At 58.8% G+C, this 16,552-nt stretch carries 15 protein-coding genes; 11 read left to right on the top strand and 4 right to left on the bottom strand.

From position 1 onward, the window contains the following. Positions 1 to 12 precede the first annotated feature (12 nt). The 4 genes from BM132_RS01735 (at position 13) to BM132_RS01750 (ending at position 3,277) form a co-directional block, all read left to right on the top strand. Positions 13 to 558, top strand: a complete 546-nt coding sequence (locus BM132_RS01735) for a twin-arginine translocation pathway signal protein (protein ID WP_092452682.1) — start codon at positions 13 to 15, stop codon at positions 556 to 558. Between the two features lie 144 nt (positions 559 to 702). After that, entirely contained in the window at positions 703 to 2,298 is a 1,596-nt protein-coding gene (locus tag BM132_RS01740) for a GMC family oxidoreductase (RefSeq protein ID WP_092452685.1), read from the top strand. 115 nt (positions 2,299 to 2,413) lie between these two features. Continuing rightward, complete coding sequence (gene coaD / locus BM132_RS01745; RefSeq protein WP_007897855.1) at positions 2,414 to 2,893, top strand: pantetheine-phosphate adenylyltransferase; 480 nt, start codon at positions 2,414 to 2,416, stop codon at positions 2,891 to 2,893. A 132-nt stretch (positions 2,894 to 3,025) separates the two neighbouring features. Beyond that, entirely contained in the window at positions 3,026 to 3,277 is a 252-nt protein-coding gene (locus tag BM132_RS01750; protein ID WP_003206534.1) for a YfhL family 4Fe-4S dicluster ferredoxin, read from the top strand. 146 nt (positions 3,278 to 3,423) lie between these two features. Here BM132_RS01750 and BM132_RS01755 read toward each other — a convergent pair whose 3' ends face one another. Genes BM132_RS01755 through BM132_RS01765 form a run of 3 tightly spaced genes read right to left on the bottom strand, consistent with a single transcriptional unit; the run spans position 3,424 to position 5,468 of the window. Beyond that, on the bottom strand, positions 3,424 to 3,741 hold the full coding sequence (locus tag BM132_RS01755; RefSeq protein ID WP_092452687.1) for a multidrug transporter: 318 nt from the start codon (positions 3,739 to 3,741) through the stop codon (positions 3,424 to 3,426). Between the two features lie 54 nt (positions 3,742 to 3,795). After that, entirely contained in the window at positions 3,796 to 4,608 is an 813-nt protein-coding gene (gene mutM, locus BM132_RS01760; protein ID WP_047226033.1) for a bifunctional DNA-formamidopyrimidine glycosylase/DNA-(apurinic or apyrimidinic site) lyase, read from the bottom strand. 44 nt (positions 4,609 to 4,652) lie between these two features. Continuing rightward, a complete protein-coding gene (locus BM132_RS01765; protein ID WP_177193308.1) occupies positions 4,653 to 5,468 on the bottom strand; it encodes an HDOD domain-containing protein in 816 nt (271 codons plus the stop codon). Positions 5,469 to 5,667: 199 nt separating this feature from the next. Between BM132_RS01765 and BM132_RS01770 the strand changes: the two genes are divergently transcribed. The 6 genes from BM132_RS01770 (at position 5,668) to BM132_RS01795 (ending at position 13,622) form a co-directional block, all read left to right on the top strand. Further along, on the top strand, positions 5,668 to 6,864 hold the full coding sequence (locus BM132_RS01770) for a class I SAM-dependent rRNA methyltransferase (protein ID WP_092395418.1): 1,197 nt from the start codon (positions 5,668 to 5,670) through the stop codon (positions 6,862 to 6,864). Between the two features lie 439 nt (positions 6,865 to 7,303). Continuing rightward, positions 7,304 to 8,386 carry a SagB family peptide dehydrogenase gene (locus BM132_RS01775; protein WP_092452690.1) on the top strand — a complete coding sequence of 361 codons (1,083 nt, stop codon included), beginning with the start codon at positions 7,304 to 7,306 and terminating at the stop codon, positions 8,384 to 8,386. After that, complete coding sequence (locus BM132_RS01780) at positions 8,383 to 9,336, top strand: diiron oxygenase (RefSeq protein WP_092452693.1); 954 nt, start codon at positions 8,383 to 8,385, stop codon at positions 9,334 to 9,336. Before BM132_RS01775 ends, BM132_RS01780 begins: the two co-directional genes overlap by 4 nt. After that, a complete protein-coding gene (locus BM132_RS01785) occupies positions 9,329 to 10,531 on the top strand; it encodes an MFS transporter (RefSeq protein ID WP_092452699.1) in 1,203 nt (400 codons plus the stop codon). The genes BM132_RS01780 and BM132_RS01785 overlap by 8 nt, the downstream gene beginning before the upstream one ends. Positions 10,532 to 10,798: 267 nt before the next feature. After that, on the top strand, positions 10,799 to 12,640 hold the full coding sequence (ilvD, locus tag BM132_RS01790) for a dihydroxy-acid dehydratase (protein WP_092452702.1): 1,842 nt from the start codon (positions 10,799 to 10,801) through the stop codon (positions 12,638 to 12,640). Between the two features lie 241 nt (positions 12,641 to 12,881). After that, positions 12,882 to 13,622 (top strand): carbonic anhydrase, encoded by a 741-nt coding sequence (locus tag BM132_RS01795; RefSeq protein WP_092395408.1) that lies wholly within the window; start codon positions 12,882 to 12,884, stop codon positions 13,620 to 13,622. 198 nt (positions 13,623 to 13,820) lie between these two features. Here BM132_RS01795 and BM132_RS01800 read toward each other — a convergent pair whose 3' ends face one another. Further along, entirely contained in the window at positions 13,821 to 14,876 is a 1,056-nt protein-coding gene (locus BM132_RS01800; protein ID WP_092452705.1) for an HAD family hydrolase, read from the bottom strand. Between the two features lie 242 nt (positions 14,877 to 15,118). Here BM132_RS01800 and BM132_RS01805 point away from each other — a divergent pair, with 242 nt between their 5' ends. Continuing rightward, positions 15,119 to 16,510, top strand: a complete 1,392-nt coding sequence (locus tag BM132_RS01805) for an L-cystine transporter (RefSeq protein ID WP_092452708.1) — start codon at positions 15,119 to 15,121, stop codon at positions 16,508 to 16,510. Positions 16,511 to 16,552 lie beyond the last annotated feature (42 nt).

Raw genomic sequence — 16,552 nt, forward strand, 5'->3', positions numbered from 1 at the left:
GTAATAACAATAATGAACCCAAGCCTGACCGATATTCCTACCCTGTCACGACGCGGCCTGTTGCAGTTCAGCCTCGGCGCCAGCGCCTTTCTGGTCACCGTCGGGTTGGGTGCCAGCCTGAGCGGTTGCGGCCCCAGCCGTTCGGCCAGCGGTCTTGTAGCCTTGCGTGACAACGACCTGCCGTTTTTGCGCGCCGTCATTCCCGTGATGCTGGACGGCTCCGTGGTCGCTGAACAGCTTCCTGGCGCCGCTGAAGCGACCTTGAAAAGCCTGGACACGACCCTGGCTCATCTGTCCCCGCCCATGCTCAAGCTCACGCACCAGCTATTCGACGTGCTCACGCTGGGCGTTACCCGTGGGCCACTAACCGGAATCTGGAGCTCGTGGGAAAACGCCAGCGCCGATGACATCCAGAAATTTCTCGGTCGGTGGGAAAACAGCTCGCTGGATCTGCTCCGCCAGGGCCACAGCTCACTACTGCAAATGGTCATGATGGCGTGGTACAGCCGGGCCGAGGCCTGGGCGCATTGCGGATACCCAGGGCCGCCAACGGTTTAACAGTCATCCAAACCCTGTGGGAGCGAGCCTGCTCGCGATTGCGGTGGATCAGCAGCATTGAAGTTGACTGGCACACTTCTATCGCGAGCAGGCTCGCTCCCACCGGGGGGCATCACATACTCATAACAACAAGAGAACCCGAACATGCCCGTACTCGACCCCTTCCGCGAAGGCCTGGCCCGCGGCTGGACCACCTACAACGGTGCGCAGTTGACCCAGGACCTGACCCTGGAAGCGGACGTTGCGATCATCGGCAGCGGCGCCGGCGGGGGCACCACGGCCGAAATCCTCAGCGCCGCCGGCTACAAGGTGGTGTTGATCGAGGAGGGTCCGCTCAAGACCAGCCATGACTTCAAGCTGCTTGAGGACCAGGCCTATACCAGCCTGTACCAGGAAGGCCTCGGACGCATGAGCAAGGACGGTGCCATCACCATTCTCCAGGGTCGCGCGGTGGGTGGCACGACATTGATCAACTGGACCTCCTGCTTCCGCACGCCCAACCAGACCCTCGACCACTGGGCGACCGAGCACAACGTCAAGGGTCACAGCCCCGCAGAAATGGCGCCTTGGTTTGAACAGATGGAGCGACGCCTGGGTGTGGCGCCCTGGCTGGTCCCGCCCAATGCCAACAACGACGTGATCCGCAAAGGCTGCGAACAGTTGGGCTATAGCTGGCACGTCATCCCGCGCAATGTGCGCGGTTGCTGGAACCTGGGCTATTGCGGCATGGGCTGCCCGACCAACGCCAAGCAGTCGATGCTGGTCACCACCATTCCGACCACGTTGGACAAGGGCGGCGCGCTGCTTTACCTGGCACGGGCCGAACGGTTAATGATCAAAAACGATGCGGTTGTCAGCCTGGAATGCCTGGCCATGGACGAGCGCTGCGTGGCGCCGACAGGGCGACACGTCACAGTCAAGGCGCGGCATTACGTGCTGGCCGGCGGCGGCATCAACAGCCCGGCCTTGCTGTTGCGCTCCGAAGCGCCGGACCCGCACGAGCGCCTGGGGAAACGCACCTTCCTGCACCTGGTGAACATGTCGGCCGGGCAATTCGACGAAGTGATCAATCCGTTCTACGGCGCACCACAATCGATTTATTCAGATCATTTCCAGTGGCAGGACGGTGCCACCGGCAAGATGTCCTACAAACTGGAAGTCCCACCCCTGCACCCGGCCCTCGCCGCCGCGCTACTGGGCGGGTTTGGCAGCGAGAATGCCGAACATATGGCGCAACTGCCCCACACCCACGCCATGCTGGCGCTGATGCGTGACGGTTTTCACCCGGACAGCAGCGGCGGCAACGTTCAGTTGCGCAGCGACGGCACGCCTGTGCTCGACTACGCAGTGTCGCCCTACGCCTGGGACGGTTTGCGCCGAGCGTTTCACAGCATGGCCGAGATTCAGTTTGCTGGCGGCGCCAGAGCGGTCATGCCGATGCACAGCGACGCCGGTTACGTGAAAACCCTGGCCCAGGCCCGTACGCTGATCGACGGCCTGGACCTCGCCCTGTACCGCACACGCCTGGGCAGCGCCCACGTGATGGGTGGTTGCGCCATGGGCGAAGATCCGAAAAGCGCCGTCACCGACAGCCTTGGGCGCCATCATCAATTGAGCAATCTTTCCATCCATGACGGCTCGCTGTTTCCCACCAGCATCGGCGCCAACCCCCAGTTATCGGTGTACGGCCTGACCGCTCAACTGGCGACAGCGCTGGCCGAACGTCTGAAAAAATCATGAAGATATGGATTATTCGCACTGTCTATAGTGCTTACTTACCTTACAGCCGACTTGGCCGACCGAGTAGGCTGCGATACCATCCGACTCCCCAACGGACACCCGCCAGGACGACGCGATGAACCGAGTGTTGTACCCAGGTACCTTCGACCCTATTACCAAGGGCCATGGCGATCTGGTCGAACGCGCCTCGCGCCTGTTCGACCATGTGATCATCGCCGTCGCCGCCAGCCCGAAGAAAAACCCGCTGTTCCCGCTGGAGCAACGTGTTGAGCTGGCCCGCGAGGTCACCAAACATCTGCCCAACGTGGAAGTGGTCGGCTTTTCGACGCTGCTGGCGCACTTTGCCAAGGAAAAGAACGCCAATGTGTTCCTGCGTGGCCTGCGTGCGGTCTCGGACTTCGAATACGAGTTCCAACTGGCCAACATGAACCGCCAGTTGGCGCCGGACGTCGAGAGCCTGTTCCTGACGCCATCGGAGCGCTACTCCTTCATTTCCTCGACCCTGGTGCGGGAAATTGCCGCCCTGGGCGGTGATATCACCAAGTTCGTCCACCCAGCCGTGGCCGATGCCTTGACCCTACGCTTCAAGAAATAACCCGCCGGCTGCGATCCGTCGCAGCTGACACAGGCGCAGTCCATCGCACCCGCGTGCACTGCGCTCGCCAATGCGGCACAATTGCGCATTCGTTTTCAGATGCCCGGGCTCAATGCCCCGGCAGGAGCCTGCATGTCCCTGATCATCACCGACGACTGCATCAATTGCGACGTCTGCGAACCTGAGTGCCCGAACGAGGCCATCTCCCAAGGCGAAGAGATCTACGTTATCGACCCGAACCTGTGCACCCAGTGCGTCGGCCACTACGACGAACCCCAGTGCCAGCAGGTCTGCCCGGTGGATTGCATTCCGCTGGACGAGGCCCATCCGGAAACGGAAGAACAGTTGATGGCGAAGTATCGCAAGATTACTGGCAAGGCTTGAGCCAGAGGGTTTTGTCGCGCCTGTGCCGACCTCATCGCGAGCAGGCTCGCTCCCACAGGGATCTGCTTAGGACACAAATTTTGTAGTCACAACAGATCTCTGTGGGAGCGAGCCTGCTCGCGATGAGGCCACCAGCTACAGCGAAATCACTCCTGCTCAAACCCCTCGCCAACGCATCCCAGGCACCGCACAAACGTGGCCTTCGCCGGGTCCACCACCAACGCCTTCCCCGCATCACCGACGCCACCGCCCAACGCAGTGAAGGGTAACGACAGCACAAATGCCCCGGTACCGATCACCGTGGCGGCGAGCAGCAATGGGCGGGCGATCAGCAGGTCGCCGATCATGGCGTAGGCAGGCGGATTCTGGATGGTGTAGCGCGGGTCGCCGCTGCCGCTGTTTGCCTGGGCAGGCAAACCGAGACACAACAGCAGCGCGAGGACGACAGGTCGAAGCAGATTCATGGGGCGATCCTTCGGGCTAGCAGTATGACTACTGACTATAGACCGTAGGACGGATCAGCTCTGGCAGCGTGGGCACCAGACGCTGGCTCGCTGACCCAGGCGGATTTCCCGCAGCCCCGTGCCGCAGACCTTACAGGACTCACCGCCCCGGCCATACACGAACAGTTCCTGCTGGAAGTAACCCGGCTGACCGTCTCCCCCGATGAAATCACGCAGCGTTGTACCGCCGCGCTCGATGGCATGGGCAAGGATGCGTTTGATCTCGATCGCCAGTTTCAGGTAGCGCGCCCGGGAAATGCCCCCGGCCTCGCGACGCGGGTCGATCCCGGCAGCGAACAGCGCTTCGGTCGCATAAATATTGCCCACCCCGACCACCACCGCGTTATCCATGATGAACGGCTTGACCGCCATGCTGCGCCCTCGCGAAAGCTGGAACAGACGCTCGCCATCGAAGAGATCGGTCAACGGTTCCGGCCCGAGGCGAATCAGCAGTTCGTGGTTGAGCGGGTCGAGGCTCCAGAGCATCGCCCCGAAGCGGCGCGGGTCGGTGTAGCGCAAGGCCAGGCCGGATTCCAGCTCGATGTCCACATGCTCATGTTTGGCGGCGGGCATGCCGACTTCCACCAAGCGCAGGTTACCGGACATACCCAAGTGGCTGATCAAGGTGCCGACTTCGGCGTTGATCAGCAGGTACTTGGCCCGTCGTTCCACCAACACGATCCGCTGCCCCGACAGTCGCACGTCAAGGTCTTCGGGAATCGGCCAGCGCAAGCGCCGGTCGCGCACGACCACGCGGCTGACACGCTGCCCTTCCAAGTGGGGCGCAATTCCGCGGCGGGTGGTTTCGACTTCCGGCAGTTCTGGCATGGGGTTCTCGAATAAGGTGAAGGCCTGGTGCTGGTTTTCGATGCCTAGCGCGTGGCGAGGTCGCGAATTTCCTGTTTCTGGGTCTGGAAATCGTATTCCGACAAACCGATGTAATCGAGCACCAGAGCGCCGACACAGGCCCACTCATGATCGATCGGCTGATTGCCCAGGACCCGGTGCGATGCGCAGATGTTTTCGGACATCTTCAGGATCGCCAGCAGGTTCTTCAACTGACTGTTGTTGCGTGACGTCTCATCGCTGAAAATCGCCAGGGCGTTGTGGTGGTTGGCAATGGCCTGACTGACATGGTCCGGCAGGCGCCAGGATTTTGAAGTGTAATACCCGACCACCGCATGGTTGGTGTTGAATTCGCGGTTCTCGGTGTCCACCACCCGGCACTCGGCGCTGGCATTGGCGTAGGCCTGCTCCAGCACACTCATGTAGTTGGGGAACTGCTTGAGCATCAACGGCACGCCACAATCGTGGAACAGCCCCAAAGCGTAGGCTTCATCACCGTTTTCCAGGCCGACACGCTTGGCCAGGGTCAGGCAGGTCATCGCCACGTCCTGGGCCGTATCCCAGAAGCGATTGAGGGTGACGATGGCATCATCGTGCAACTCGCCCTTGATCGACTGCGCGTTGATCAGGTTGATGATCGAACGGCTGCCCAGCAGGTTCACCGCGCGCTGGATCGAAGTGATCTTGTTGCGCAGGCCGTAGTACGGCGAATTGACGATCTTGAGCAGCGCACCCGAGAGGCCCGGGTCATGGGAGATCAGCTTGGCAATGGTCTCCAGGTCCGGATCAGGCATGTACTGCTCCATCTGCAGATCCACCATGATCTGCGGCTGGGGCGGCACACTGATGCCTTGCAGGGACTGTTGGATCTGTTCGGCGGAAAGCTCTTGGGACATGGGCATACACTCTGGGTCAGGCGGCGATTCTAACCCTTAAAGATGGATCCGATACACCGTTGGGCAAATCACGCCACATGTCCATCACAAGCCCCGCACGGGCTGCAACACGCTATACTCCCGCTCTTTTTTCCGGAGCGACGTCATGTCCCTGCCCAGCCTGCGCCTCAAAGCCAACGCCGACCGTCGCCTGCGCGCCGGCCACCTGTGGGTCTACAGCAACGAAATCGATGTAGCCGCTACCCCGCTGCACGGCTTCAAGGCCGGCGACCAGGCCATCCTCGAAGCCGCTGGCGGCAAGCCGTTGGGCATCGTCGCGATGAGCCCCAACAACCTGATCTGCGCCCGCCTGTTGTCCCGTGACGTGAAGCTGCCATTGGACAAATCCCTGCTGGTGCATCGTCTCAACGTGGCGTTGTCGTTGCGTGAACGCCTGTTCGACAAGCCGTTCTATCGCCTGGTCTACGGCGACTCCGACCTGTTGCCCGGCCTGGTGGTCGACCGTTTTGGCGACATTCTGGTGGTGCAGATCGCCTCCGCCACCATGGAAGCCCATAAAGAAGACGTGATCGCCGCCCTGACCCAGGTCCTCAAGCCCAGCGGCATTCTGTTCAAGAACGATTCCGCCGCCCGCGACGCCGAGGGCCTGAACCGCTACGTCGAGACGGTGTTCGGCCTCGTACCGGAGTGGGTCGCCCTGGAAGAGAACGGCGTGAAGTTCGAAGCTCCAGTCATGGCCGGTCAGAAAACCGGCTGGTTCTACGACCACCGCATGAACCGCGCACGCCTGGCGCCGTATGCCAAGGGCAAGCGCGTACTGGACCTGTTCAGCTACATCGGCGGTTGGGGCGTGCAAGCCGCGGCGTTCGGTGCCAGCGAAGTATTCTGCGTCGACGCCTCCGCCTTCGCCCTCGATGGCGTAGAGCGCAACGCGGCGCTGAATGGCTTTGCTGAAAAGCTGACCTGCATTGAAGGCGACGTGTTCGAAGCCCTGAAAGAACTCAAGGCCAGCGAGGAACGTTTCGATGTCATCGTTGCTGACCCGCCAGCGTTCATCAAACGCAAGAAAGACCTGAAAAACGGTGAAGGCGCCTATCGCCGCCTCAACGAACAGGCCATGCGCCTGCTCAGCAAGGATGGCATCCTGGTCAGCGCTTCGTGCTCGATGCACCTGCCCGAAGACGACCTGCAAAACATCCTGCTGACCAGCGCCCGGCACCTGGACCGCAACATCCAGCTGCTCGAACGCGGGGGCCAGGGACCGGATCATCCGGTACACCCTGCCATCGCCGAAACCCGCTATATCAAGAGCATCACCTGCCGGTTGTTGCCCAACAGCTGAATCATTTGCAGGGCTGGAGCCAAGGCTCCTGCCCCGCACACGGACCTTTATTAAACGCAGCCCTGGCTGCGTTTTTTTTGCACGTGCGAAAAGTTACCAAACGCTTAAGCAAAAGCCTACAAAACAACTTTTTTGTATGAGCCATCCCACATTATTACTGGAACTTTCCTACTCAATATCCTCTTGCCAAGCACTCATTAAAAACTATGATTGAACTGTCACTTCGCAAGTGATGATTATCGAAAAATACAACACTTACTCAATCCAACTGTTCAAGCAAAGGAGCTGCATCATGAAAGCAATCCATCTGGAAGCAAACAAAATCGCAAACCTGGCCGGTCTGATCGTTCCAACAGGCCGCTAAGTAAGTAAAGGGTGGTGCTGAGGAGTGCCGGCGCCTCAGCCCATCCATGCTCGCCCCTTCAGCGGAAAAACCTTAATGCATATAAATCCGTGCGTTTTCATACTTGCGCGCCCGCCGCACCAGATTGTATGGAACTATGAGCAGCACACGCAGTTCGAGCTCGACCTACATTATTCAACGCGACTGGCACAACTTATTCACAACCCTTCACACTTCGACACTTGCAACCCCATCGACATTGAATTCCTGAATGCCGGCATATTGACTGCAGAACCCAAAAAAGCCCTCGAATGGCGGTGGGACGAGTTATCCAGAATATTTCACATCGGCACAAAAAATATTCCTTGCGAAAGTGTTCCCCAAGATGTTGATGAATGGGCAACCCTGTATCTGCAGCATTGCCAAGAGGTTCTATCATCACCGCCGCCGGCCTGCCGCATAAAACCGTGCCCGGTTGATCGGATTGCCTTGACGCCCTGCGCCCTGGTCGACATCGAGGACGTTTCGCTGGGACAGGCGCTTGTGAGTCGAAGCACCTCTCGCTCATTCAGCGAACGAGCCATTTCAATCGAGCAGGTCAGCACCCTCCTCTACCTGACCCTGGGTTACCTGAACGAGCGCCCTTTGACTCACGAGACCGGTCATCCCGATACGCTGGGCGCGCGACGCAGTAGCCCCTCGGGCGGCGGCCTGAATGCCTGCGAAGGCTACCTGTACGTGCGTCACGTTGCCGGGCTGGAACCGGGAATCTACGCCTACCATCCGGCCGAACATGCCTTGAGCCTGATCCGGTCGCTTCCGGATGAACCCCTGGGCCAATTGCTAGCCGGACAGCATTTCATCAATCCGTTGCCGTTCGGGCTATTCATCACTTCGCGCTTCGACAAGCTCTGGTGGAAGTACGAACACTCGCGCGCCTATCGAATGGCTTTTGTCGAAACAGGCCACGTGTCCCAGACCTTTTTAATGGTGGCGACTGCGCTGGGCCTCAAGACCTGGCTGACCGGGGCATTGAGCGACCGCCAGGTAGAACGGCTGCTTGACCTTGAAGACACTCCCGAACAGCCATTGTTTTTTGTCGGCTGCGGTCATGGCGATGGGCAGGTTCACTGCCAGGAACTGATGGCGCTGGTCAATGGCCAGGACTCTGCACCATGACCGGCCCGACCTTCACTCAGAGGCCTCGCTACACCTTGGGCGACTGGGATAACAAAGCTGCGGTGCGCGTGCGCAAAAACGACTACCGCCTACCCGACGATCTGGAGCAGCAACTCGCCACTCGGAACTGGTTTGCGCCAGCCTTCATACCCTATATCGAACATCCACTGATCGATAAGGCGGGGCGCGCCATTGCCCAACGCCTGGCGGCCAATCACCTGGTGTACTTCCTCGACTACACCACCTTGCTCGAACACCAAGTGGTCAATCGCGCAGTGGAAACCATCGTCCATGGCGAATTGGCCGTCCCCATCCCCGGCCAGATGAAAACCGCCGCCCTGCAGCTCTACACCGACGAGGGTTATCACGCGCTGTTTTCCAATGAAGTGGCCGAACAGATCGTCGTCCTGTACGACATCCGCGACCGGTCGCTGCCCAGGCGCATCGACCGACTACTGGGCGTGATCGACGCCACAAGCCTTGCGGATCGCCCCCTGGCCTGGTTTCTGCTGGGGTTCGTCTCCGAAACGATCATCGCCAAGGAGCTGCTGTCCATTACCCGCGAGACCCTGGTTTCTACGGTTTACCAGATGCTCAGGAATCATCTCGAGGATGAGGCACGCCATAGTCGCTACTTCAGCGAGGTGTTCCAGTATCTGTGGTCCGCCCTGGCCCCTGAGCAGCGCGCCCTGGCCGCAAGGTTGCTGCTGGACATCATCGGCCTTTACTTCGAGCCCGACATCCCCTGGTTAATGCGCAGCCTCGCCAGCGTCAGCTTCGACGAACAGGACGCTTTGAAGATCGTTGCAAACCTCCTGCAACCGGACGCTCACGCCCGACGGGTTCGCTCGGGGGCAGTATCGACCTTCACGGCCATGCAGCAGGCAGGTTTCTTCGACGACGGCGCCAATCGGCAGATGTTCTTTCAGGCAGGGTTTATCGATGACTGACACTCACGATCTCGCCACACGCAAAGCGGCCACTGTCGGTTTACTGTTGACGCTGACCTTGCTCGGCGTATTTCCCATCGATGTGGTGCTTCCCTCGTTTCCGGCAATGTCCGAACACTTCGAGCGTCCTTCGTCCGATATTGCCTTGTCCATCAGCCTGTTCGCAGTGGGGATCGCAGTATCCCAACTGCTGGTCGGCCCGCTTTCCGACGCCATGGGCCGAAAGAACCTGCTGCTGATCGGAATCATCGTCTCGGCCATTGGCGCAACCGGGTGCGTCATTGCCAATGATTACTGGTCCTTCCTGCTTTTCCGGGTCATCCAAGCCGTGGGATGCGGCTGTTTCGTGCTCTCTCAGGCACTGATCCAAGACCTGTTTACAGGTCAGGAGCAGCAGCGATTACGAATTTTCCTGGTCACCTGCGGCGGCATTTTCATTTCCGTTTCGCCCTTGGCCGGCACCGGCCTGCAAAGCTGGATGGGCTGGCGCGGCAGCTTCCTGGTATTCATTGCCCTGGCTGTCAGTGTGTTCTTGAGCGCCAGCCTTCTACTCAAGCCTTTGCCAGCGGATAGCCAACCCAGGCGCCCGGACTTCATTGCGTCCTACCGGAAGGTATGCAGTGACTTCAACTTCATGGCGTACTGGCTGACGTCGGCGCTGGCTTTTTCCTGCCATTTTTCTTTCATCGTCATCTCGCCGCTGGTTCTCATCGATCAGTTGCAGCTGTCGCCCGAGGCATTTGCGCTGTCGATGCTCGGTTACGGGCTGGCCTATATCGGCGGTGGCGCGGTCGCGACCGTGCTGAGCAACAGGATCGACCCACAGACGCAAATCCTCACGGGGCTGTGCCTGATCCTGACGGCGGGCGTATTGATGCTTGGGCTCTCCAGCCAGCGCGGTTTGTCGATCACTACCCTGTTGCTGCCCATGATCGTATGCACCGCCGGAACAACCATTGCCCGTGCGGCGGCCCACACCCGGGCGATGAACATATTCCCCGAGCAAGCCGGTACATCGGCCTCGGCAGGCAGCGTGCTGATCTTCATTGTTGGCGGTTTGACCAGTGCTGCGCTCAGCCTCACGCCGCTGGACCTGCAAACCACCCTGGCCCTGTGCCTGATATTGCTCAGCCTCCTGGGGCTGGCACTCAATGGTCTGCTCCGGCATCGTCACAGGGAGCTGTTGGCAGGCTGAACGTTGCCAGTCGTCATCCCGAGCGCGACATTGGCGCCCGATCAGCGCTTTGCGTCATTTCATCCTGACGCCAGCGGTGTAGAATCGCGAGATTCATCGCCATTCATCCCCGGCGGGTTTATGAGCTCATGCCCAGGCGCGCAGTGATCCTGCAAAGTCATCGGCCACTTCCGGACACACGGCCAAAACCGAGTGTTCCAGACGTCGACAGAAGCTCACTTCCCATTGATACCTGATACGTACCTGATTTGCCGCCCGGAGTGCTCCATGCCTGATTACCGCTCGAAAACATCCACCCATGGCCGCAACATGGCCGGCGCCCGTGCATTGTGGCGCGCCACGGGGATGAAGGATGACGACTTCAAGAAGCCGATCATCGCCATTGCCAACTCCTTCACCCAGTTCGTGCCAGGCCATGTCCATCTCAAGGATCTGGGCCAACTGGTTGCCCGGGAAATCGAACGCGTAGGTGGCGTAGCCAAAGAGTTCAACACCATTGCCGTGGATGACGGTATCGCCATGGGCCACGACGGCATGCTCTATTCGCTGCCCAGTCGCGAGATCATCGCCGACTCGGTCGAATACATGGTCAATGCCCATTGCGCCGATGCCATCGTATGTATTTCCAACTGCGACAAGATCACCCCTGGCATGCTCATGGCTGCCTTGCGCCTGAACATCCCGGTGATCTTCGTTTCCGGCGGCCCGATGGAAGCCGGCAAGACCAAACTCGCCAGTCATGGCCTTGACCTGGTCGACGCCATGGTGATCGCCGCCGACTCCAGCGCCTCTGACGAGAAGGTCGCGGAGTATGAGCGCAGCGCCTGTCCGACCTGCGGTTCGTGCTCCGGCATGTTCACCGCCAACTCGATGAACTGCCTGACCGAAGCCTTGGGCCTTGCCCTACCGGGCAACGGTTCGACCCTCGCCACCCACAGCGATCGCGAACAGCTGTTCCTGCAGGCCGGCCGGACCATCGTCGAGCTCTGCAAACGCTACTACGGCGAGAACGACGAGTCGGTGCTGCCGCGTAACATCGCTAACTTCAAGGCGTTCGAAAACGCCATGACCCTGGACATCGCCATGGGCGGTTCCACCAACACCATCCTGCATTTGCTGGCCGCCGCCCAGGAAGCCGAGATCGATTTCGACCTGCGCGACATCGACCGTTTGTCCCGGCACGTGCCGCAGTTGTGCAAGGTCGCGCCGAACATCCAGAAGTACCATATGGAAGACGTACACCGCGCTGGCGGGATCTTCAGCATCCTCGGTTCTCTGGCCCGTGGTGGTCTGTTGCACACCGATCTGCCGACCGTACACAGCAAAACCATGGCCGAGGCCATCGCCAAGTGGGATATCACGCAGACCACTGACGAAGCTGTGCATCATTTCTTCAAGGCCGGCCCGGCAGGCATTCCGACGCAAACGGCGTTCAGTCAATCGACCCGCTGGGAAACCCTGGACGATGACCGTGAGAACGGCTGCATTCGCAGCGTCGAACACGCGTACTCCAAAGAAGGTGGCCTGGCCGTGCTGTACGGCAACATCGCCCTGGATGGCTGCGTAGTAAAAACCGCCGGCGTCGACGAATCGATCCATGTGTTCGAGGGCAACGCCAAGATTTTCGAGAGCCAGGACAGCGCCGTGCGCGGGATCCTCGCCGACGAAGTGAAAGCTGGCGATATTGTGATCATCCGCTACGAAGGGCCAAAAGGCGGTCCGGGCATGCAGGAAATGCTTTACCCCACGTCCTACCTGAAATCCAAAGGCCTGGGCAAAGACTGCGCCCTGCTGACCGATGGACGCTTCTCCGGCGGCACCTCAGGCTTGTCCATCGGCCATGCTTCACCGGAAGCCGCTGCTGGCGGGGCCATCGGTCTGGTACGCGACGGTGACAAAGTCCTGATCGACATTCCGAACCGCTCGATCAACCTGCTGATCAGCGATGAAGAACTGGCCGGGCGCCGTGTTGAACAGGACAACAAAGGCTGGAAGCCGGTAGAAGTGCGTCCGCGTAAAGTCACCACCGCCCTCAAGGCCTACGCCCTGCTCGCCACCAGCGCCGACAAGGGCGCGGTGCGGAACAAGGCGATGTTGGACGGGCTATAAGTCAAACATCTCAATCACAATGCCCGCCTAAGTAATTAATGCTGTTACGTAAGCATTGACGTCATCGGCGGGCTTACCGAGATCCGATGCCAGGCCCTGGCATCGGATTTTTTATGCCTGATTACTTATTTCAATAAGTAGCAAGACCTATCTCTAACAAGCATAAAAAACTGTCAGTTATAACAGTGTCTGAAAGTACCCGGAGATTGATATTTTTCCTCACTCACAAGGAGAAACGGTGATGAACAGAAAAATTGATACCTTCATCTTTTTGGCAGCTTTGGGTGCATATGAAAGTTGTTTCAGCGCCTCATGGACTTATGACGGCAGTCACGGACCAGAGCACTGGGGAAATTTAACTCCAGAGTATGCGACCTGCATGACAAGCTATCAACAATCCCCTATTAACATTGAGTCAGGTCTTGCTCAGAGGGTCGCTCTACCAAAGCTAGATATGTACTACATCGCAGACCATGTTGAGATCATAAACAATGAACATACGATACAAGTAAACGTCGCACCAGGCAGCAAACTATACGTGGGCGGGGAAGAAGCGGATCTTAAACAGTTTCATTTCCATTCTCCCAGTGAAGAACAGATTGATGGAGTGGCCTACCCGTTAGATGCCCACTTTGTTCACGTGACTCGTGATGGCAGGATTTCGGTGACGGCTGTTCTATTTAAAGAAGGGCATGAAAATTTTGGAGTTACGCAAATTTTTAATGCATTCCCAACAGCCGGCCAAGTCAACAAAGTCGCCTATTACAATCTGCACAGCCTATTTCCCCAGGGCAGGGAATACTATAAATACACGGGCTCACTCACAACACCTCCGTGTAGCGATGGTGTTACTTGGCGGATTATGACGGAGCCTGTTGAGATTTCCAAAGAGCAGATACAAGCTTTTAAAACGCATTACAAAATGAATGCTCGGCCGCTTCAGCCATTGAACAATCGGATAGTGGAGGTAGGTGGGGGATAGTCGGGCGAACCGATTGTCATTTCTCCCCGCAATCAAAACAAAGAATTCAGGATTTTGCTTTGCCCTGCATTTTTGATTTTGATAACCCATTTCCAGGCTTATACGAAAAGTCGCCGAGCCGCGATCAGGCGAGGCGATCTTTTCCCTACCGCTCGAATTTCAAGCGATAGATGAAAAGATCGCAGGCTTCGCCAGCGCCTACTGGATATCTTCCGGCTTGACGATCACCCAGTTCTTGTCCGCCGTCACCGGCAGTCCTTCCTTGGCCTGGGCCGCTGCGTGCTTGGCCATCATGCCGTTGATCTGGTCCATGTACTTATCTTTGCGATTGACCCACAAGTGAATGCCGCCTTTGGCCACGTTCACATCGTGGAACAACATGTAGCCGTCGCTGCTGGGCGTGTCGCCAGCCACTAACACCGGTTTTTTCCATTCGTCGATGTACGTCAGGATTGCCGCATGCTTGCCGGCCATCCAGGTCGCCGGGGTCCACAGATACGGTGTGTACTCAAGGCTCAGGTTGGCCTTCTCGTCATATTTGCCATTGGTGATCTGCTTGCGGGCCGTGGTCAGTTCGCCCGTCTTGCGGTCCTTGAGCAGCGTGGTTACACCGATGATGTTCTGCGGCTTGAGGTTGTAGCCGTACTTCGGATCGGCGGCGACCATGCGCACCAGTTCTTCCGAAGCGGCGGTCATGACATAGACCTCGATGCCGTTTTCCATCAGTTTGTTGTACAGCTCGACCTGACCGGTGAAAATCTTCGGCGGGTTGACGTTGTAGTTGACCACCTTGTCGCCGTCGTAATACGTGGTCGGGACCGGTTTGCCAGAAGCCATCAGTTCGTCGACGTAGCCCTTGAGTTCTTTGAGGGTAAAGCCGGAAAACACCTGGGCGACCCAGGGGTAGCAGACCATGTCGTCCACTTCGCACAAACGGTAGTAGTAGCTGAACAGGCTTTCCTTGTGTTCGGCCGTGTCTTTGAACGGCATCAGCTTCAGAGATGGGTCGAGGGTTTCGCGGGTGATGAGGCCCTTGTTCTCCATGAACGGCAGCAACGACTCTTCCAGGTCGTAGCGGTAACTGGTGTTGTCCATGTCGAACACCGCGTAGTTACCTTTGTTGGCGTTGGCCGCAATCATCGCGTCCAGCGCCTTGGCCTGTTCCGCTGGCCAGTGCTTGAGCTCAGTAGCGAGCGCCTGGCCAACGAGGCCCAGGCCCAAGGCGACAACGAGAAGGTGAGGTGCAAGCTTCATCGGCGTTTCTCCAAGGTTCAAAGAACTCGACGCTAACAAATGCTTGTGACGTTTCTCTCCTGCCCGCGACCGCTTGCGTCTTGATACCGCCAGCGGCATGCCCATAAACGTCATTGCCTTATTCCATAAACGACAATCTACATACCTTTTTATTATTAATTCATTAGATATCAGGCTGTTAGGCTTCCCGCCTCGCAGTCGCGGCTTCAGGCGACTGGCACACGTTCTATCGGAGTTTTTTGATGAATCTTCCGCTGATCCTCAATCTGCTGGTGTTCCTCGCCTTGCTGTTTGGTCTGGCGCAAACCCGTCACAGCACCTGGAGCCTGGCCAAAAAAGTGCTGCTGGCACTGGTGCTGGGTGTGCTGTTCGGCACCGTCCTGCACACGATTTACGGCGCCGGCAACCCGGTGTTGAAAGCCTCGATCAGCTGGTTTGACCTGGTGGGCAACGGCTACGTGCAGTTGCTGCAGATGATCGTGATTCCGCTGGTCTTCGCTTCAATTCTCAGCGCGGTAGCGCGCCTGCATAACGCCTCCTCCCTGGGCAAGATCAGCTTCCTGACCATCGGCACGCTGCTGTTCACCACCGCCATCGCCGCGCTTATTGGTATCGGCCTGACCAACCTGTTCGGTCTCACCGCCGAAGGCCTGGTGGCCGGCACCCAGGAAATCGCGCGCCTGCAGGTGATCCAGAGCGACTATGCCGGCAAGGTCGCTGACCTGAATATCCCGCAACTGCTGCTCTCATTCGTTCCGCAAAACCCCTTTGCCGACCTGGCCCGGGCCAAGCCGACCTCCATCATCAGCGTGGTGATATTCGCGGCCTTCCTGGGTGTCGCGGCGCTGCAATTGCTCAAGGATGACGTGGAAAAAGGTCAGAAAGTGGTCAACGCCATCGACACCCTGCAAAGCTGGGTGACACGTCTGGTGCGGCTGGTGATGAAGCTGACCCCGTACGGCGTGCTGGCGCTGATGACCAAAGTGGTGGCCGGCTCCAACGTGCAGGACATCATCAAGCTTGGCAGTTTCGTGGTGGTGTCGTACCTGGGGCTGGGCCTGATGTTCGTGGTTCACGGCCTGCTGGTGTCAGCGGCTGGAATCAACCCGTTGCGCTTCTTCCGCAAGATTTGGCCGGTCCTGACCTTCGCCTTCACCAGCCGCTCCAGCGCCGCGACCATCCCGCTGAGTATCGAAGCCCAGACCAGCCGTCTCGGCATTCCACGGGCCATTGCCAGCTTCAGCGCGTCATTCGGCGCTACCATCGGCCAGAACGGCTGCGCCGGGCTCTACCCGGCCATGCTGGCGGTGATGGTCGCGCCGACCGTGGGCATCAACCCGCTGGATCCGGTGTGGCTCGCAACGCTGGTAGCGATTGTGACCTTGAGCTCGGCCGGGGTGGCCGGCGTCGGTGGCGGCGCAACGTTTGCCGCGTTGATCGTGCTGCCGGCCATGGGCTTGCCGGTTTCCCTGGTGGCGCTGCTGATTTCCGTCGAGCCGCTGATCGACATGGGCCGCACGGCGTTGAACGTCAGCGGCTCGATCACCGCCGGGGCCATCACCAGCCAGGTGATGCAGCAGACCGACAAGGCTTTGCTGGATGCCGAGGAGCATGGGGAGTTGGTGCAGGCTTGATTGCTCGATAACTTGTGGGAGCAAAGCTTGCTCGCGAAGAAC

Origin of the sequence: Pseudomonas sp. NFACC45 (genome assembly GCF_900113505.1) — a bacterium.
Classification (GTDB): Bacteria; Pseudomonadota; Gammaproteobacteria; order Pseudomonadales; family Pseudomonadaceae; genus Aquipseudomonas; species Aquipseudomonas tehranensis.